Source organism: Microbacterium sp. Ld4, assembly GCF_045066555.1.
Lineage (GTDB): Bacteria > Actinomycetota > Actinomycetes > Actinomycetales > Microbacteriaceae > Microbacterium.
The window spans coordinates 245,735-262,637 of the sequence record NZ_JBISHE010000011.1; the positions used below are offsets into that span (position 1 = coordinate 245,735).

General features: G+C 70.7%; 19 protein-coding genes and 1 tRNA gene. 4 read left to right on the forward strand and 16 right to left on the reverse strand.

The genetic code is table 11. The features are described 5' to 3' along the window. Positions 1–67: 67 nt before the first annotated feature. The 5 genes from ACJJV7_RS08570 to prfB form a co-directional block, all read right to left on the reverse strand. Positions 68–820: an anti-sigma factor domain-containing protein gene (locus tag ACJJV7_RS08570; RefSeq protein WP_405375670.1), complete on the reverse strand. Its 753-nt coding sequence runs from the start codon at positions 818–820 to the stop codon at positions 68–70. After that, positions 807–1,388, reverse strand: a complete 582-nt coding sequence (locus ACJJV7_RS08575) for an RNA polymerase sigma factor (RefSeq protein WP_405375669.1) — start codon at positions 1,386–1,388, stop codon at positions 807–809. Before ACJJV7_RS08575 ends, ACJJV7_RS08570 begins: the two co-directional genes overlap by 14 nt. 5 nt (positions 1,389–1,393) lie before the next feature. Continuing rightward, positions 1,394–2,044 carry a class F sortase gene (locus ACJJV7_RS08580; RefSeq protein ID WP_405375667.1) on the reverse strand — a complete coding sequence of 217 codons (651 nt, stop codon included), beginning with the start codon at positions 2,042–2,044 and terminating at the stop codon, positions 1,394–1,396. Positions 2,045–2,054: 10 nt separating this feature from the next. After that, on the reverse strand, positions 2,055–2,876 hold the full coding sequence (locus ACJJV7_RS08585) for a DUF4397 domain-containing protein (RefSeq protein ID WP_405375666.1): 822 nt from the start codon (positions 2,874–2,876) through the stop codon (positions 2,055–2,057). 118 nt (positions 2,877–2,994) lie between these two features. Continuing rightward, positions 2,995–4,104 carry a peptide chain release factor 2 gene (gene prfB, locus ACJJV7_RS08590; protein WP_405375664.1) on the reverse strand — a complete coding sequence of 370 codons (1,110 nt, stop codon included), beginning with the start codon at positions 4,102–4,104 and terminating at the stop codon, positions 2,995–2,997. A 20-nt stretch (positions 4,105–4,124) separates the two neighbouring features. On the opposite strand from prfB, the gene ACJJV7_RS08595 reads away from it, so the two are divergent. Then, positions 4,125–5,426: an MFS transporter gene (locus tag ACJJV7_RS08595; protein ID WP_405375662.1), complete on the forward strand. Its 1,302-nt coding sequence runs from the start codon at positions 4,125–4,127 to the stop codon at positions 5,424–5,426. A 23-nt stretch (positions 5,427–5,449) separates the two neighbouring features. On the opposite strand, the gene ACJJV7_RS08600 is transcribed toward ACJJV7_RS08595, so the two are convergent. The 8 genes from ACJJV7_RS08600 to ACJJV7_RS08635 form a co-directional block, all read right to left on the reverse strand. Further along, positions 5,450–5,860 carry a pilus assembly protein TadG-related protein gene (locus tag ACJJV7_RS08600; RefSeq protein WP_405375661.1) on the reverse strand — a complete coding sequence of 137 codons (411 nt, stop codon included), beginning with the start codon at positions 5,858–5,860 and terminating at the stop codon, positions 5,450–5,452. After that, positions 5,857–6,321 (reverse strand): TadE family protein, encoded by a 465-nt coding sequence (locus ACJJV7_RS08605; protein ID WP_405375659.1) that lies wholly within the window; start codon positions 6,319–6,321, stop codon positions 5,857–5,859. The genes ACJJV7_RS08600 and ACJJV7_RS08605 overlap by 4 nt, the downstream gene beginning before the upstream one ends. Beyond that, the gene (locus ACJJV7_RS08610; protein ID WP_405375655.1) at positions 6,296–6,625 is read right to left on the reverse strand and encodes a TadE family protein; all 330 of its coding nucleotides are present in this window, start codon (positions 6,623–6,625) and stop codon (positions 6,296–6,298) included. Before ACJJV7_RS08610 ends, ACJJV7_RS08605 begins: the two co-directional genes overlap by 26 nt. A gap of 71 nt (positions 6,626–6,696) precedes the next feature. Further along, on the reverse strand, positions 6,697–6,906 hold the full coding sequence (locus ACJJV7_RS08615; protein ID WP_405375653.1) for a hypothetical protein: 210 nt from the start codon (positions 6,904–6,906) through the stop codon (positions 6,697–6,699). A gap of 55 nt (positions 6,907–6,961) precedes the next feature. Then, positions 6,962–7,873, reverse strand: coding sequence for a type II secretion system F family protein (locus tag ACJJV7_RS08620; RefSeq protein WP_405375652.1), 912 nt, complete (start codon positions 7,871–7,873; stop codon positions 6,962–6,964). Continuing rightward, on the reverse strand, positions 7,870–8,727 hold the full coding sequence (locus ACJJV7_RS08625; protein WP_405375650.1) for a type II secretion system F family protein: 858 nt from the start codon (positions 8,725–8,727) through the stop codon (positions 7,870–7,872). The genes ACJJV7_RS08620 and ACJJV7_RS08625 overlap by 4 nt, the downstream gene beginning before the upstream one ends. Then, positions 8,724–9,884 carry a CpaF family protein gene (locus ACJJV7_RS08630; protein WP_405375649.1) on the reverse strand — a complete coding sequence of 387 codons (1,161 nt, stop codon included), beginning with the start codon at positions 9,882–9,884 and terminating at the stop codon, positions 8,724–8,726. The genes ACJJV7_RS08625 and ACJJV7_RS08630 overlap by 4 nt, the downstream gene beginning before the upstream one ends. A 68-nt stretch (positions 9,885–9,952) precedes the next feature. Further along, positions 9,953–10,846, reverse strand: a complete 894-nt coding sequence (locus tag ACJJV7_RS08635) for a methylenetetrahydrofolate reductase (RefSeq protein ID WP_405375647.1) — start codon at positions 10,844–10,846, stop codon at positions 9,953–9,955. A 60-nt stretch (positions 10,847–10,906) separates the two neighbouring features. Here ACJJV7_RS08635 and ACJJV7_RS08640 point away from each other — a divergent pair. Then, positions 10,907–10,988 (forward strand) — tRNA-Leu (locus ACJJV7_RS08640). A gap of 76 nt (positions 10,989–11,064) precedes the next feature. After that, the gene (locus tag ACJJV7_RS08645) at positions 11,065–11,871 is read left to right on the forward strand and encodes a DedA family protein (RefSeq protein ID WP_405375645.1); all 807 of its coding nucleotides are present in this window, start codon (positions 11,065–11,067) and stop codon (positions 11,869–11,871) included. 7 nt (positions 11,872–11,878) lie between these two features. Here ACJJV7_RS08645 and ACJJV7_RS08650 read toward each other — a convergent pair whose 3' ends face one another. Then, the gene (locus ACJJV7_RS08650; protein WP_405375643.1) at positions 11,879–12,784 is read right to left on the reverse strand and encodes a Ku protein; all 906 of its coding nucleotides are present in this window, start codon (positions 12,782–12,784) and stop codon (positions 11,879–11,881) included. A gap of 60 nt (positions 12,785–12,844) precedes the next feature. Here ACJJV7_RS08650 and ACJJV7_RS08655 point away from each other — a divergent pair, with 60 nt between their 5' ends. Beyond that, positions 12,845–15,259 (forward strand): ATP-dependent DNA ligase, encoded by a 2,415-nt coding sequence (locus ACJJV7_RS08655; protein ID WP_405375641.1) that lies wholly within the window; start codon positions 12,845–12,847, stop codon positions 15,257–15,259. 13 nt (positions 15,260–15,272) lie between these two features. Here ACJJV7_RS08655 and ACJJV7_RS08660 read toward each other — a convergent pair whose 3' ends face one another. Both ACJJV7_RS08660 and rdgB read right to left on the reverse strand, forming a co-directional pair. Next, a complete protein-coding gene (locus ACJJV7_RS08660; protein WP_405375639.1) occupies positions 15,273–16,184 on the reverse strand; it encodes a cation diffusion facilitator family transporter in 912 nt (303 codons plus the stop codon). A 94-nt stretch (positions 16,185–16,278) separates the two neighbouring features. Further along, positions 16,279–16,896 carry an RdgB/HAM1 family non-canonical purine NTP pyrophosphatase gene (rdgB, locus tag ACJJV7_RS08665; RefSeq protein WP_405375637.1) on the reverse strand — a complete coding sequence of 206 codons (618 nt, stop codon included), beginning with the start codon at positions 16,894–16,896 and terminating at the stop codon, positions 16,279–16,281. Positions 16,897–16,903 lie beyond the last annotated feature (7 nt).

Genomic DNA, 16,903 nt, shown 5'->3' on the forward strand with positions numbered 1-16,903 from the left:
CGTCGGCCCCGCGGCATCCGTCAGCGACACCCGCGCCGCGCCGGTTCCCACCGCACGCATAGGACGGTCAGGACTCGCCGAGCGTGCCCCGAACGATCGAGTCGCCGGAGTGGCCCGGGTCGCCGTCAACGCTCTCCTGGGAGATGTCGACGACCGAGAACCTCGCAAGATCCACGTCGTCGGGGATGTCGAAGTCTCCGCCACCGCCGTCGAGGACGCCGAGACTGACGAGATCGGACCCGTCGGATGCGAGGAGCCACACCTCGCGATACCCCGCGTCGGGCAGCGCGGCGTCGAGGGTGACGACGACGCGGTTGTGCCCGTCGACGCGCTCGAGGACGGCCTCGCCGGTGGCATCCGGCCATTCGGGGAACGAGGCGAGAGACGCTTCGGACACCACGGTCGGCTGCGGAACGATCCCGCCCCCGATCCAGACGCCCGCGACGATCAGCGCCGACGCGGCCGCCGCTGCGGCGAGCACGAGGAAGACCGGACGCCGCCGGCCGGCTCGCCTGCGAGGCGCGACGTGCGACTGCGGAGCGACGAGGTCGGCGGACTCGGCGCCCGCGGGCTGCGGGGCCACCGGCTCGGCGGACTCCGCCCCGGACAGGCCGAGCTCCGAACTGATCGACCCCCACACCCGGTCGGGCGGGGTCAGCAGTCCGTCGGCAGAGCCCGCACGACCTGCGCCGACCGCGCGGGCGAACGCGTCGACCTCGGCGCGGCAGTCGGCGCATGCGTCGAGGTGCGCCTGGTCGGCCTCGTCGACCTGCTCGCCCAGCGCGAGGAGGGCGGCGACGTCGGGGTCAAGATGCGACATGGGCGGCCTCCAATCGGGTTCGCAGGCGGGTGAGACTTCGTCGGATATGACTCTTCACGGTACCGAGTGGCATGTGCAGGCGCTCGGCGATCTGCGCGTGAGTCAGGTCTTCGTAGAATGCGAGCGCGAGCACCGTGCGCGCATCGGGATCGAGCTGTGCCATCTCGTCGGCGATCAGGATCGCGTCGGAGATGTCAGGAGCGTCCACCGTCGCTTCGGGTGTCACGGCCTTGAGCGCTTCTTCGATCCGCGCGGCGCGCGCTCTCGCCTCGTGCGCATCGGCGATGCGGCGCTTGGCGATCGAGATGATCCAGGTGCTCAGCCGGCCGATCTCGGGACGGAACGATTCCCGCGAGGTCCATGCCGATACGAAGGTCCGTTGCGTCACGTCCTCCGCTTCGGTGAGGTCGCCGAGAGAGCGTGCGGCCAGGGTGTACACGAGCCGCGACCAACGCTCGTAGACCGCCTTGAGCGCCCGCTCGTCACCGGCGGAGAACCGTCGCGCCAGATCGATGTCCTCGTCTACGGCCCTGTCCTTCCTTGGAGTGGCGTCCCGCTCGATCGTCATCGACATCATGACGCTCGGGCGATGAGAACCACGTTATCGCTGTAGCTGCGGGTCTGCTCGTCGAACGACCCCCCGCAGGTGATGAGCACGAGGGTGCGCGGACCCTCTCTCGTGAAGAGCTCCTCGACGGGCAACTGGGCCCGCGGGATGTAGGTCACGCTCTCGACCTCGTACTCGACGACCTCGCCCGCCTCGTCGGTGACGGAGACCGCACTCCCCTTCTGGGCGGTGCGCAGCTGCGCGAGGGGTCCGATCCCGAACTCCCGGTCGTCCACGTGAGCGGCGATCACCGTCGCACCCTCCGCGTCGGCGGGAGTGGGGCCGAACCGGTACCAGCCGGCGATCGACGGACGCTCCGGTATCTCCATGCTCCCGTCGCGCTGCACACCGACCGGGAGGACGGGCATGTCGACGTCGAGATCGATGATCCGAAGCCGCTCCGGTGCCGAGACGTCGACGGCCGGGGTGGGCGTGGCGGGTGCCACCGGCACCGACGCGCGGGGCGTCGGTGCCGGTGGGGGCGTTCCCGAAGGGGCGAGAGTCGGGACGCCCGCGCCGGAGGTCGACACCGGGACACCGGCCTCCGTCGCTGGGGTGCACGCAGTCAGCGCGCCCATCGCCAGGACGACGATCAGAGCGAAGCGGATGCGTGACACGATCTGGCTCTCAGCGTCGCGCGGCTGCCGAACGCGTCACGAGGAGCCCGCCGGCGATGACAGCGGCGAGCAGGCCCGCGCCACCGACGACGAGCCAGGCGTTGACGCCGTTCTCGGCGACGAAGCCGGCCGAGCCGGTGTTGACGCCGTCAGGACCGGAGTGGAGACCGTCGACCGTCTGCACGGCGAGCTGGAGGTTCCCGTCTTCCGCGCTGCCCCAGGCGTACGCGATCGTCAGGGCGCCCTCGGCGACCTCGACGTCGGCGGGTCCGATCACCGGATCGGTGGTCCCGGCCAGGGCGACGGCCGCACTGACGGTGCCGGCCGGGAGGTCGAGCGACGCCTCGTCGGGGTTCTCCAGTCCGCTGACGACGGCTTCGCCCCCGGCGAGGATGTCGACGGCGGGAGCGGCAGCGACATGGCGGACCGTGAGCCGGCCCTCGCCCGCCGCGGTCTCGGAGGTGTCGTTGGTGAACAGCTTCGCGGTCGGTTCACCCGCGGCATCCAGGTGTGCGACGGCGGTGTAGTTCATCCCGCCCTCGAGCGTCAGGTCGATCGGACCCAGCACCGGTGCGGAGTCGTCGGTCGCGTCCGCAGCGGTCAGCGCCACGGAGTAGGTGCCGGCGGCGAGCTCGAGCGGCCCGCCCAGGTCGCCGGGCTGGAAATCATCGATCGTCAGTTCGCCGTCCACGTAGACATCGACCGGTGTGTCGGGGATCCCGTGGAGGACAGCCAGGTCGGCAGTGTCCGCGGTCATCGCGGTCGCGGGAGCGAATGCCGTGAACGCCACGGCGGCGCCGAGGGCGACCCCCGCAGAGAGTGTCTTGCGCATGATGGACTCCAATGTGTGCGGCGCGACCTTTTCGCGCTGTCACAGAGGTATTCCCGCAGGACCGCCGATGTGGATGCAGCTGGATGAAGATTCCTCGAAGAATCGTCATCCGCGCCGATCAGTCCTCGTCTTTGCGCTTGCGCCAGCGGATGCCGGCGGCGATGAACCCGTCGAGATCGCCGTCGAAGACGACGGTCGGGTTGCCGACCTCATGGCCGGTGCGGAGGTCCTTGACCAACTGCTGACCGTAGAGGAAGTAGGAGCGCATCTGGTCGCCCCAGCTCGCGGTGATCGTCCCGGCGAGTTCCTTCTTCTTCGCGGCCTCCTCCTCGCGCTGCAGGAGCATGAGGCGGGTCTGCAGCACGCGCATCGCGGCCGCGCGGTTCTGGATCTGCGACTTCTCGTTCTGCATCGAGACGACGATGCCCGAGGGGAGGTGCGTCAGGCGGACGGCGGAGTCGGTCGTGTTGACGGACTGACCACCCGGGCCCGACGAACGGAAGACGTCGACGCGGATGTCCCCTTCGGGGATCTCGACCTCTTTCGCCTCTTCCATCACCGGGATGACCTCGACGGCCGCGAAGCTCGTCTGCCGCTTGTCGGCGGAACCGAACGGGCTGATGCGCGCGAGGCGGTGGGTGCCGGCCTCGACGGACAGCGTGCCGTAGGCGTAGGGGGCGTCGATCTCGAACGTGGCCGACTTGATGCCCGCGCCCTCGGCGAAGGAGGTGTCCATGACCTTCACGGGGTACTTGTGGCGCTCGGCCCAGCGCAGGTACATGCGCATCAGCATCTCGGCGAAGTCGGTGGCGTCGTCGCCGCCGGCGCCGGAGCGGATCGTCACGACGGCGGAGCGGTCGTCGTACTCACCGTCGAGGAGCGTCTGCACTTCGAGCTGGCCGATGACCTTCTCGAGATCGACGATCTCGCGGCGCGCCTCTTCGGCGGCATCCTCGTCGTCCATCTCGTGGGCGAGCTCGACCATGACGTCGAGGTCGTCGAGGCGCTGCTCGATCTCGGTGACGCGCTTGAGCTCGGTCTGGCGGTGGCTGAGCGCGCTTGTGACCTTCTGCGCCTTCTCGACGTCGTCCCAGAGGTCGGGAGCGCCGGCCTCTTCGGAGAGTCGTGCGATCTCGGCGGTCAGGGATTCCACGTCGACGACGGACTTGATGTCGCTGAAGGTGGAGCGGAGGGCCTGTATGTCGGCGGCGGGATCGAATTCGAGCATGGCACCTCAGACTAACGTGGATGTTCGTGACAGACCGCCCCGACTCCCCCACGGCGAGGGAAGTGCTGTGGCGGTTCGGACCGATGGTCTACGCACCGACCGTCCTGTTCGCCGTCGGCGAGGGCGCGGTCCTCCCTCTCATCCCGATCCTGTCTGCGCGGCTCGGCGCCGATGTGGCCCTCTCGGCGCTCATCGCCTCGCTGCTCGTCATCGGCCAGCTGCTCGGCAACATTCCTGCAGGCTGGGCGGTCGCGCGGTTCGGCGAACGAGCGACGATGATCGCCGCGGGGCTTCTCGCGCTCGTCTCCACGGCGATCGGTGCGTTCGCGCCGGTGCTCGCGCTGTTCGCTCTGGCCGTGTTCATCCTCGGCTTCTGCGCAGCGGCGTTCGGGCTCGCTCGCCATTCGTTCATGACGACCCGCGTCCCGATCGTCTTCCGCGCGCGTGCGTTGTCGTTGCTGGGCGGCACCTTCCGGTTCGGCATGTTCACCGGCCCCTTCATCGCCGCCGCTCTCATCGGACTGTCCGGCGACGAGCGGTCGACGATCTGGTTCCTGGCCGTCTGCCTGGTCGCGCTCCTGGTGCTCGTCACCTTCGGGCCGGACCCTGAGAAGCAGTTCGCTTCACCGGCCCCACCCACCCGACCGGTCGATCTGGTCGCGGATGCCGGGGAGCCGGTGCCGGGCGCGATCGCCGCCCCCCTGCCGCCACCGCGCCGGGTGGGGGTCTTTCGCACGATGTGGCAGCACCGCACAGTTCTCTCCCGGGTCGGGCTCGCGGCGGCGTGCCTGTCGGCCGTCCGGTCGGCTCGCCAGGTGGTGCTCCCCCTCTGGGGAGTGTCGATCGGCCTCGACGCCCAGACCATCGCCCTCGTCGTCGGTGTATCCGGCGCGGTCGACTTCGCCCTCTTCTATGCGAGCGGCCAGGTCATGGACCGGTTCGGCCGACTGTGGGCGGCGCTGCCCGCCATGGTGCTGATGGGAAGCGGCTTCCTCGCCCTGTCGGTCACGCATGACGTGATGAACGCCGAGATGTGGTTCGCGCTCTTCGCCGCGGTCCTCGGCGTCGGGAACGGGTTGTCGAGCGGCATCCTGCTCACCATCGGAGCCGACCTGGCACCTCGGGACGATCCCGCGCCGTTCCTCGGCTCGTGGCGGACACTGACGGATGCCGGCGGCGCGACGACCCCGCTGATCGTCTCGGGGCTCACCGCCGTCGCCTCGCTGTCGGTTGCGGCCGGGGCCGTCGGCGTCGTCGGCCTGCTGGGCGCGGTGGCCTTCATCCGCTGGCTCCCCCGCTTCGTGCCCCACTCGCGGCCCTGATCGGGACCGCTGACCTCGGGCGGTCAGCGGAGGGCGGTGCGACTGGTCGCGGTCGCCTCCAATCGCACACCGTCCGGGACGAAGAGCGTCACGATCGGAGGCCGCCACTGCCGCGTGACGGTCACCCGCGCCGACGAACCGTCGGGGGACGCCGCGTCCACCACGGTCGCGTCGCCATATGCAGCGACGATCGCGTCAGCCTGATCGCGCACGCCCGCATCGCTGAGCTCCGCGCGCGGTTCACCGTCGGCAAGAGCGAGGGTGAAGCCGTCCGCCCCCGCCAGCGCAGCGGCATCCGCGATGGCCTGCGTGCGTTTCTGCTCCAGGTAGAGACTGGTCGCGTCGACGCAGACGAACACCAGAACCAGCGCCAGCAGTGCGTAGCCGATCGTCAGCAGCAGGACGCTGCCGTCGTCGTCGGGCGGGCGTCTCATGAGCCGTCCCAGTAGCGGGAGACCTTCTGCACCGACGTCGACTCGACGGTCACCCGCGCCGTCTCGTCGAGCCCGAGCACCGGCGGGACGAGCGGGAGAGGGACTCGTGCCGACACGGTCACCCGAAGCGTGCGCCCCGCGTCAGGGCATTCCTCCGCGGGACCCGCGCACGACACGCTCACCTCCACAGATTCCGGGTCGAGGTCGTACTCGTCGATGATCGACGCGATGACACGGGCGGAGCGTTCGTCGGCATCCGCGGCATCCTCCGACGCCGCCACGCTCCGCGCGACATGCCGGGCAGCGGCGTCGACTCCGAGAGCGCCGGCCTGCACCAGCCCCAGTGTCACGATCAGATAAACGATCGGGACGAGAAGGACGACGCCGGCGACGATGAACTCCAGTGCCGCCGAGCCCTCGTCATCGCCCCGGAGGTCACTCGAAGGTCTCGGCCGGCGCATGCGCTGTCACCTCCCACCCGCGGGGCACCCCGAGCAGGCCGATGATCGGCAACCTGGTCGTGACGGTCACGGCGACCGTGGCGTGACCGAGGGATCGCGACTCCCGGGCGCTCACCGCGGCCACGAAGCCGTCGCCCACCGTTCCCTCGATGATCGCCTCGGCCCGCGCCGCGCCGGCGGGTGTGTCGACGTCCGCGAGCGCCGCGTAGTACGCGCCGTCCACGGCCGCATCGTGCACCACGTTGCGGACGTAGACGGCGAGTCCCAGCTGCAGCACCGCGAGGGTGAGGACGGTGAGGAGCACCCCGACGAGGAGGAACTCGACCGGCGTCGACCCGCGCTCATCTGGATGGAGGGGGTCAGAGCGCAGAGGCCTCAGAACGAGGAGACCTGATCGATCGCCTGCTCGAACAGCCGCGAGAGCGCGGGCCCGGCGAGGGCCCAGATCACGACGACGAGGCCCGCCGTCATCAGGGTGATGAGCACCCAGCCCGGAACGTCGCCTCGCTCGTCCTCCGCCGCGCCCCGGGTGACGGCGCCCCAAGCCGTGCGCAGCCGGAGCGCGATGTTCGTGATGTTCTCCATGGTTCTTCCCCTCGTTGTCGGTCACGGTCGAAGTCGGTATCGGGTGCGGCATCGGTCATCCCACCCCCAGTCGGAGCATGACGATTCCGGGGAACACGGCGAAGAGCACGCTCATCGGCAGCAGCAGGAAGACGATCGGGAAGAGCATCGCGATCTCCTTGCGACCGGCCTGCTCGATGAGCGTCCGCTTGGCGTCCTCTCGCGCATCACCCGCCTGCGCCTGCAGCACTCCGGCCAACGGGGCACCTCGATCGATCGCGGCGACGAGGTGCTCGATGGCGCGCGACAGCGACGGGACGTCGAGCCGCCGCCCCAGGTCGACGAGTGCGTCGGACAGGTTGGATCCGGTGCCGCTGTCGAGCACCGCGCGGCGGATCTCGGCCGTCAGCTCCCCCGAACCGATGTCACCCACCCGGCGCAGCGCGTCACGCAGCCCTTCGCCGGCGGCGAGGCACAGCGACACGAACTCGAGCACCGTCGGAAGCTCCTCCTCGACGCGGCTGCGGCGACGTTTCGCGGCAGCCGTCAGCCGCATGTCGTAGACCACCGCGGCCGAGAGCCCCGCGAGTGGGGGCACGAGAGCGGATGCCGCTGTCATCCGGCCGGTCAGGACGAGAGCCACCACCGCGAGCCCGCCCGCGGTCGCGCCCGACAGCGCCCAGGCGAGCTGCCTCGCCCGGAACGACGTCGCGTCCTGTCGCCATCCCGCCTGGCGCAGGCGCCGCTCGATGCCCGCCGTCCCGCCGAGGCCGGCGATCAGGCCGTCGCGTCGTGCACGCCAGGATCCGGGTGCCGACGCGAGAGGCGTGAGCCCGCGAGGGTCCGCGATGTCGCGGAGATAGGGCGAGATCCTGCGCGACAGAGTGGGAGCCGACAGCCGCGGCACCCGGGTGGATGCCAGCACGACACCGGCCGAGAAGGCGCCTCCGAGGACGATCGCGATCGCGATCTCGGTCGCCGCACTCACACGAACCACCGCCGGGGCTCAGGGAGGCGACCGATGCCCAGCATCAGGCGGAAGGCGATCACCGACACGCCCGCCCCGATGAGGATCACGGCGACCCCCTCCGGGCTCGAGTAGGCCGCTGCGCCCTCGGGGCGCAGGGCCAGAAGCCCGAGGATCACCCACGGAGCGACCACCCCGAGGACGGCGGCCCCGCGGATCCACGACTGACGCGCTTCGATCTCGCCGCGCAGGGCCGCTTCGGCGCGCACGGAGGCAGACAGTGCGCGGAGCACGGTCGTCAGCTCCGTGCCGCCTACCTGACGCGCCATGCGCAGCGCCTCGATGATGCGATCCGCGACGGGATCGGCGAGACGTGCCTTGACGCGGAGGGCACCGGAGTCGAAGTGACCGGATGCGGCGACGTCCGAGGCGAAGGCGGCGAAGGCCGGCCGAAGGGCGGGGGGTCCGACCTCACCGAGCGCCGAAACGGCATCGGGGAGGGACATGCCCGATCGCACGGACGCGACCAGAAGATCGCACACGTCGGGCCACAGGGCGCGCCGTGAGCGCTGAAGACGACGCGCGCGCCCTCGGAGGTACGCCGTCGGCGCGCAGGCCCCGGCGCCCGCGGCGACCGCAGCGAAAGCGGGGAGCGCCGTGATCAGCCACACGACCGCGGCCGCGAAAGCCGCCGACGCGATCGAGACTGCGACGAGGTGTCCGGGCGACGCGTGCGCGAAACCGGCGGCCTGCAGCATCCGGTTCAGCGTCCCCTCGCTACTCGTCTTGGCGGCCGTCTCCCGGACCGGCCACACCCACGGCGAGAGCGCGAGCAGCACGCCCGCGGCGAGGACGAGCCCCAGGACGAGGGTCACGATCGCCCCAGCGGAATCGGCGTCGTCTCGACCTCGCCGCCGACGACGCGGCCGGTCGGCGCCGCGATCTCGGAGACGCGGCGATGCCCGGAGACGTCTCGGGTGCAGTGGACGACCAGCCCGACCGAACTCGCAATCGCCGGGAGGAGGAAGTCGCGGTCGATGTTGCGACCCGCCAGGAGCGGGAGCGAAGCCAGCTTCCGCAGCGCGTCGGCGGCCGAGTTGGCGTGGATCGTCGCGGCGCCGGGCACACCCGTGTTCAGCGCGAGGATGAGGTCGAGGGCCTCCGCGTCTCGCACCTCGCCCACGACGAGGCGGTCGGGCCGCATGCGGAGCGCCTCTTTCACCAGCCGTCGCAGGCTCACTTCGCCGGTGCCCTCCAGGCTCGGCTGACGGCCCTGCATCGCGACGACGTCGGCCGCTCGCACGGCCAGCTCGAAGGTCTCCTCGACCGTCACGATCCGATGCTCGGCCGGGCTCGCCGCGATGAGAGCGCCGAGAAGGGTCGTCTTGCCGGCGTGGGTGGCACCCGACACGATCACGCTCTTCCCGTCGGCCATGGCCTCGCGCAGCACCGCGGCGGCGCCCGGTGCGACCGACCCCACGGCCGCGAGGTCGTCGAGCGTGCGGTAATCGGTCAGGAACTTGCGGATGTTCACCGCCCAGTGACGGCGCGTGATGTCCGGGATGACGACGTGGAGCCTCGACCCGTCGGGGAGCGAGGCATCGACGAACGGCTGGCTGAGGTCGACGCGGCGGCCGGTGGCGTGCAGCATCCGTTCGACGAGATCACGGACGGCCGAATCGCTGAGGACGACGGCCGCTCGTTCACTCCGGCCGTGACGGGCGACGTAGACGCGGTCGGGAGCGTTGATCCAGATCTCCTCGACCTCCGGATCGTCGAGGAGCGCCTGGATCGGGCCGTAGCCGGCGACGCTCGAGAGCACCTCGCGAACGGATGCCGCTTCGTCCTCGATCACGTCGACGCCGCGCGCCAGGGCGAAATCGTTGTGCCGACGGACCTCCGACCGTGCGATCACGAGCGCCCGGTCCGGATCGAGGGCCGGGTCGACCTCTTCGGCGCGCAGCCGCTCGCGGACCCGTTCCGCGACCGCACGCACCCCGCCGCGTGCGGCAGTCGGAGTGGAGAGGCTCATGGGGAAGGATTGTGGCAACCCGCCGCACGATCACGCCGGAGTTATCCACACCGCCCCGTGGGCGCCGCTCACCGATGGCCGTGCGCCGTGTGCGCGACCACCCACTCCGCCGTGGCCGGCAATCCGCCGAAGGTATAGAAGTGGAGGCCGACGTCCCCCGCGTCGGGGCCCGCGCCGAGCCGGGCCGCGAGGTCGCGCACGAACCGCTCCGGACCCGCGGATCCCACGAGATTCGTGAGGGAGAAGCCGTACTTCTTCACGATCATCGCGTTCGCGCCGATGCCGAACCGCCGCGCAAACGCGAGCAGCCGGGCGATGCCCGCGGGGCCCGGCGTGCCGATTCGGATCGGTGCGTCGATCCCCCACCTTCGCACCTCGCCCACCCAGGCCGCGACGGGCTCTGCGTCGAAGGCGAACTGCGTCACCACGACCGGGCGAAGGCCCCGCTCCGCCGTGAGCGCCGCCTTCTCGACGAGATGACGCCACAGCTCGTCGTCCTCGATGTCCGGGTGGCCCTCCGGGTAGCCCGAGAAGCCGACCTCCTCGACGCCGTGCTTCTCGAGAAGGCCCGAGCGGATCACCGAGAGCGAATCGGGGAACGGCCCCCGGTGCCGGGAGGGATCTCCCGCGACGACCAGGACGCTCGCCGCCGCGCCGATCTCCCGCAGCGCTGCGAGGAACACCTCGAGGTCGCGGGTCGTCTCGAGCCGTCGTGCAGAAATGTGCGGCACGGGCACGAACCCGGCGTCACGGACGGCGCGGCAGGCGGCGATCCGCATCTGGAGCGACTCGTGGGCGAGGAAGGTGACGTTGACGCGGGTGCCCACCGGAATCAGCGGCCGCGCCTCCCAGAGACCTGCGACGTCCTTGCCGGTCATCTCGAGGGAGTACCCGTCCAGAAGTCGTCGCTCGCCCGCCGACGTGGCGGGCTCGGGCGGCTGCGCGTCTTCCGGGTGATCCACAGCTACGAGTCTGGGCCCTGCCGTGGCGATCAGGAGCCGCGGCCTAGACTGAATCCACCCGCGGGAGTGGTGGAATTGGCAGACACGCAGGATTTAGGTTCCTGTGCTTTCGGGCGTGGGGGTTCAAGTCCCCCCTTCCGCACGGGGCGCCGCGTCGTGCCTCATTGCCTTGTGCCCATCAGCCCGCGACACCCGTCGCACCGTTCTCGAGGAACCCTGTGCACCCCTTCGCTCTGCTCCCCTGGCTGGACCCCGAGACCATCATCAATGCGGCCGGCCCCTGGGCCCTCGTCGTGGTGTGCTTCATCGTCTTCGCCGAGACCGGCCTCCTGGTCGGCTTCCTGCTCCCGGGCGACACACTGCTGATCATGGCCGGCCTCCTCTCCAACCCGGTCACCCACGCGCCGAACGGCGTCTTCGGCGTCAACGTCTGGATCGTGGGCCTCCTCATCGGCCTCTCCGCATTCGTGGGCGGCGAAGTCGGTTACCTGATCGGTCGCAAGGGCGGGCCGGCGGTGTTCGAACGCAAGGAGTCGGGCATCTTCAGCCGGAGCAACGTCGAACGCACCAACGCGTTCTTCGAGCGCTACGGCGGCGTGACCGTGATCCTCGCGCGCTTCGTCCCCATCGTCCGGACGTTCGCGCCCGTCGCGGCCGGCGTCGGCAAGATGGCCTGGCACAAGTACTCGCTCTACAACCTCATCGGCGCCGTCATCTGGGGCTTCGGCCTCACGGTCATCGGCTACCTGGTCAGCCTCATCCCGGGCGTCGGCGAGTTCGTCGCGGAGTACATCGACGTCATCCTGCTGATCGCGGTCGCCGGCACCCTCGTCTTCATCGTCTGGCACTACTTCGCCGAGAAGCGCAAGGTCAAGCTCGAGAAGGCCGCCGGTGGCGACGGCGTCATCGACCGTGCCGAGGCGGAAGAGCTCACGCTCCGCGAGGGAGCCTTCGACCAGGACCCCGCCACGGCCGCCCGGCCCCACGACAGCGACGGCACGCCCGGAGCGCACCCGCTCCGCTGATCGACCGTCAGGAGGCCTTCGCGGGTTTCTTCGCGGGGGCCTTCTTCGTCGGCGCCTTCTTGGCGGGGGTCTTCGCGCCGGCATCCTTCTCGGGAGACGCCTTCGCGCCGTCCGACGCCCCGCCGCGCGCGGCGCGACTCTTCTCCACACTCGCGCGGAGGGCCTCCATGAGGTCGATGACCTCCCCTCCGTCGGAGTCGGCCTTCTCTCCGAACGTCTCGGCGGTGTCGAACGCATCGCCCTTGTCGAGCTTCGCCTCGATCAGGGTGCGGAGCTCCTGCTGGTATTCGTCGGTGAACTCCTCCGGGTCGAAGTCGCTCGAGAAGCTGTCGACGAGGGATGCCGAGAGCTCGAGCTCCTTGCTCGAGATGCGCACGGGCTCGTCGAGGGCGGGAAAGGTCACCGCACGGACCTCGTCGGCCCACAGGAGCGTCTGCAGCACCAGCACGTCCCCTCGCACGCGCAGGGCGGCGAGCCGTGTCTTCTGCCGGAGCGCGAACCGCACGATGGCGGTGCGGTCGGTCTCCTCGAGCGTCCGCCGCAGAAGCACGTACGCCTTCGGGGAGGTCGAATCGGGTTCGAGGTAGTAGGCCTTGTCGAGGGTGAGCAGATCGATCTGGTCGGTCGGGACGAACTCGACGACCTCGATCTCGCGGCTGCGCTCCGACGGCAGGGCGGCGAAATCGGCGGACGTGAGCACCACCGTGCGCTCGCCGTCGTCGTAGGCCTTGTCGATATCGGCGTAAGGCACGACCTCACCGTCGATCTCGCAGATGCGCTGATACCGGATGCGACCGCCGTCGGCGGCATGCACCTGGTGGAGCGAGACGTCGTGATCCTCCGTCGCCGAGTACACCTTCACCGGGACGTTCACGAGGCCGAACGTCAACGCGCCTTTCCAGATCGCTCTCATGGGGCCAGTACACACCCCCGGGCGCCGCGACGACCAGGGGTTGCGCACTACCCTGGCTCCATGACAGCCGCAGCACAGGACGTCGTCGTCGGCGGCCGTCGCGTGCGGGTGAGCAATCTCGACAAGGTCCTCTATCCCGAGACGGGCACGACCAAAGCCGAGATCATCGATTACCTGACCCGGGTCGCACCGGTGATGCTGCCGCACCTCGACGGGCGGCCGGTGACCCGCATCCGCTGGCCCGACGGCACCGGCGCAGGATCGTTCTTCGCAAAAGACCTCGAACGCGGGGCGCCGAGCTGGGTCGCCCGTCGGGCGATCGATCACTCGTCGGGCGCGAAGGACTATCCCCTGGTCGCCGACGTGCCGACCCTCGTCTACCTGGCACAGGTCGCCTCGATCGAGCTGCACGCGCCGCAGTGGCGTTTCGACCCCGGCGGAAAGCGGCGGAACCCCGACCGCCTCGTGCTCGACCTCGACCCCGGGCCGGGAGTGGGCCTTGCGGAATGCGCCGAGGTCGCCCGCTATGCGCGTCCGATCCTGACCGACATGGGGATGCCGCCGGTCCCCGTCACGAGCGGCAGCAAGGGCATCCACCTCTACGCCCCGCTCGACGGCACGCGCACGAGCGACGAGATCTCCGCGTTCACCAAAGAGCTCGCGAGGCTGCTCGAAGCCGACCACCCCGACCTGATCGTCAGCCAGATGGCGAAGGCGCTCCGCGGCGGCAAAGTCCTGATCGACTGGAGCCAGAACAACGGCTCCAAGACGACCATCGCGCCCTATTCGCTCCGGGGACGATCCCTCCCGACCGTCGCCGCACCCCGCACATGGGAGGAGCTCGACGACCCGGATCTTCGCCACCTGGTGTTCGGCGACGTCCTCGAGCGAGTCGACCGGAGCGGCGATCTGTTCGCGGCCCTCGCACCGCAGGATGCGGGACTCCTGGCGCCGTACATCGCCAAACGCACGGCCGCGAAGACCCCCGAACCGGTTCCCGACTCCCCCGCCGCGGCGCCGACCGACTCGACGCGGTTCGTCGTCCAGGAGCACCACGCGCGGCGCCTGCACTTCGACCTCCGCCTCGAGCGCGACGGCGTGCTCGTCAGTTGGGCGGTGCCGCGCGGCATCCCGGAATCTCCCGACAAGAACCATCTCGCCGTCATGACCGAACCCCACCCGCTCGAGTACCTCGACTTCTCGGGGGAGATTCCGGCCGGCGAGTACGGCGCGGGGACGATGTCGATCTGGGATGCCGGAACGTTCGCGCTCGAGAAGTGGCGCGACGACGAGGTCATCTTCACCGCGACCGGCCGGAGCAGCGGCCCCCTCGGAACGGCGCGTCTCGCGCTGATCCGGACGAGCGGCGAGGGCGAGAAGTCGCAGTGGCTCCTGCACCGGATGAAAGCGGATGCCGCATCACCGCCACCCGCCGCCGGAACCCCCGTTGCGGCACCTCCTGCCGTCGCCCCTGCGGCGCCGACGGGGGCCTCCCGCTTCGCACCGATGCTCGCGACGGGCGCCGATCCTGCCCTCGCCCGCCGGGCCGCCGCGAGGTGGGGGGCGTGGGTCGAGTTCAAGTGGGACGGGGTCCGTGCGATCGGGCTCTGGGACGGCGCCCGTCTGCGCCTGCGCGCACGGAGCGGCACCGACGTCACGGCGAGGTATCCCGAGCTCACCAGAGCGCACCCGGGGCTTTCCGATGCGGCGTGCGTGGTCGACGGCGAGATCGTCGCGCTCGACGCGTCGGGCCGGCCGAGCTTCTCACGCCTGCAGCACCGCATGCACCTGACCACTCCGCACGAGATCGACCGCGAGACCGCCCGCATCCCCGTCGCCTTCATGCTGTTCGACGTCCTCGAGATCGACGGCACGGATGCCGCCTCGCTCCCGCTCGCGCAGCGCCGGGAACTGCTCGAGAAGATCGCCGCCGACGCGGCCGCGACGATCGTCGTGCCGCCTGTGGCCGGCGACGTCGACGATGCCCTCGCCACGGCGCGGACCCTCCGCCTGGAGGGCGTCGTCGTGAAAGACCCCTCGTCGACCTATCGTCGCGGCATCCGGAGCGAGGGCTGGCTCAAGGTGAAGCTCACCCTGATGCAGGACATCGTGATCGGCGGCATCCGGCCGGGCCGCGGCGGGCGTTCCGGGGCGATCGGCTCGCTCCTGATGGGCATCCCGACGGGCGGCGGCCTCCGCTACATCGGCCGCGTCGGGTCAGGCTTCAGCGATGCGACGCTCGCGCGCCTGGATGCCGTCCTGACGCCGCTTCGCACCGACGAGAACCCCTTCGTCGACATCGGGCGGGCGGAGGCGTCCGACGCGCTGTGGGTGCGCCCGGAGGTGGTCGGTGAGGTGGAGTACGCGGAGGCGACGCCCGGGGGGACGCTCCGCCACGCCCGGTGGCGTGGCATCCGCGCCGACATCGAGCCCGCCGCGGTCGTGTGGGAGGGCGAACCGCCACCCGCAGACTGAGGCCGCCGCCGCCTCACGCGTGGGCGTCGTGCTCGACGTGTCCGGCGGGCTCGAGCTGGAACGTCGAGTGCTCGACGTCGAAGTGCGAGGCCATGCACGTCTGCAGCTCGGAGAGCAGAATGCCGGCGCGGGCATCCGCGAACAGCTCGGGCGCCACCACGACGTGCGCGGTGAACACGGGGGCACCGCGGGTGAGCTGCCACACGTGCACGTCGTGGACGTCGACGACGCCCGGGGTCCGCAGGATGTGCGCGCGGATGTCGCTGACCCGCGTGCCCTCGGGTGCCCGCTCGCCGAGGACGGCGATCACCTCCCGGAGGAGGGTGACGGCCCGGGGCACGATGAGCACCGCGATGGCCAGCGACGCGATCGCATCGGCGGGCATCCACCCCGTGAGCCAGACCACGAGCGCCGCCACGAGCACGACCGCGGAGCCGACGAGATCGCCGAGCACTTCGAGATAGGCCCCCCGGACATTGATGCTCGTGCGCTGGGCGACGCTCAGGAGATAGAGCGAGACGCCGTTCGCGACGAGACCGATCGCCGCGACGATCAGCATGGGAAGACCCTGCACCTCGACGTCGCCCGGCACGAGGAGACGGCGCACGGCCTCGACCGCGATCCAGACGCAGAGCGCGATCAGGATGACCGCGTTGAGGAGCGCACCGAGGACTTCGGCGCGCTGATATCCGTACGTCTGCCGGTCGTCTGCCGGACGGGCGGCCACCGACGCCGCGATGAGCGCGATCACGAGCGCCAGCGTGTCGGTGAGCATGTGCCCCGCGTCGGCCAGGAGCGCGAGCGAGCCGGTCAGGATCGCCCCGACGACCTGCACGACCAGGACCGATCCCGTGATCACGAGCGACACCGCGAGCAGGGTGCGGGGTGCTCCGGCGCGGATGCCGGTGGGCGCGTGGTCGTGCATGATTCGAGGCTACGGCCGGGGGCGCCGCGCGGGCGGCGCGACGCAGAACTCGGGAATGAGTCCGATTCTCAGGCTCACTCCCCCTCGACCGGGCTCAGAGCGCGGAGAGCAGTGGGACGAGCGAACGGAACGCGCGAGCCCGGTGGGAGTGCGCGTTCTTCTCGGCGGGGGTGAACTCGGCCGCCGTCCGCGGCGAGCCGTCCTGCCCGTCGGGCACGAAGACCGGGTCGTACCCGAAGCCGTGCAGGCCGGCCGGCGCCGTGGCGAGGCGACCGGGCCACACGCCGTCGACGACGTGCTCACCGCGGCCCGGGATCACGAGCGCGATGGTCGACACGAACTGCGCGGTGCGGTGCGGGCCCGCGATGTCGGAGAGCTGATCGAGCAGCAGCTCGTAGTTCGCCCGCCCGTCCTTGCGGTGTCCCGCCCAATACGCCGAGAAGACGCCGGGCGACCCCCCGAGCACGTCGACGCTGATCCCGGAGTCGTCGGCCATGGCGGGCAGGCCGGTGTGGGCCGACGCCGCGCGGGCCTTGATCAGCGCGTTCTGCGCGAAGGTGACGCCGTCCTCGACGGGCTCGGGACCGTCGTAGCCGACGACCTCCAGATCGGGGCGGGTGGCCGCGACGATCGCCGCGAACTCCTCGACCTTGTGCGCGTTGTGGGTGGCCAGGACGACCTGCCGAAGGGCGCCCGAGGCGGCATCCGTCATCATCTGA

Coding starts and splice junctions, on each gene's coding strand:
- rdgB (WP_405375637.1), bottom strand. CDS start 16,896: ATGACGGATGCCGCCTCGGGCGCCCTTCGGCAGGTCGTCCTGGCCACC.
- ACJJV7_RS08660 (WP_405375639.1), bottom strand. CDS start 16,184: ATGCACGACCACGCGCCCACCGGCATCCGCGCCGGAGCACCCCGCACC.
- ACJJV7_RS08605 (WP_405375659.1), bottom strand. CDS start 6,321: ATGCGCCGGCCGAGACCTTCGAGTGACCTCCGGGGCGATGACGAGGGC.
- ACJJV7_RS08585 (WP_405375666.1), bottom strand. CDS start 2,876: ATGCGCAAGACACTCTCTGCGGGGGTCGCCCTCGGCGCCGCCGTGGCG.
- ACJJV7_RS08615 (WP_405375653.1), bottom strand. CDS start 6,906: ATGGAGAACATCACGAACATCGCGCTCCGGCTGCGCACGGCTTGGGGC.
- ACJJV7_RS08630 (WP_405375649.1), bottom strand. CDS start 9,884: ATGAGCCTCTCCACTCCGACTGCCGCACGCGGCGGGGTGCGTGCGGTC.
- ACJJV7_RS08600 (WP_405375661.1), bottom strand. CDS start 5,860: ATGAGACGCCCGCCCGACGACGACGGCAGCGTCCTGCTGCTGACGATC.
- ACJJV7_RS08650 (WP_405375643.1), bottom strand. CDS start 12,784: ATGAGAGCGATCTGGAAAGGCGCGTTGACGTTCGGCCTCGTGAACGTC.
- ACJJV7_RS08570 (WP_405375670.1), bottom strand. CDS start 820: ATGTCGCATCTTGACCCCGACGTCGCCGCCCTCCTCGCGCTGGGCGAG.
- ACJJV7_RS08655 (WP_405375641.1), top strand. CDS start 12,845: ATGACAGCCGCAGCACAGGACGTCGTCGTCGGCGGCCGTCGCGTGCGG.
- ACJJV7_RS08595 (WP_405375662.1), top strand. CDS start 4,125: ATGTTCGTGACAGACCGCCCCGACTCCCCCACGGCGAGGGAAGTGCTG.
- prfB (WP_405375664.1), bottom strand. CDS start 4,104: ATGCTCGAATTCGATCCCGCCGCCGACATACAGGCCCTCCGCTCCACC.
- ACJJV7_RS08575 (WP_405375669.1), bottom strand. CDS start 1,388: ATGACGATCGAGCGGGACGCCACTCCAAGGAAGGACAGGGCCGTAGAC.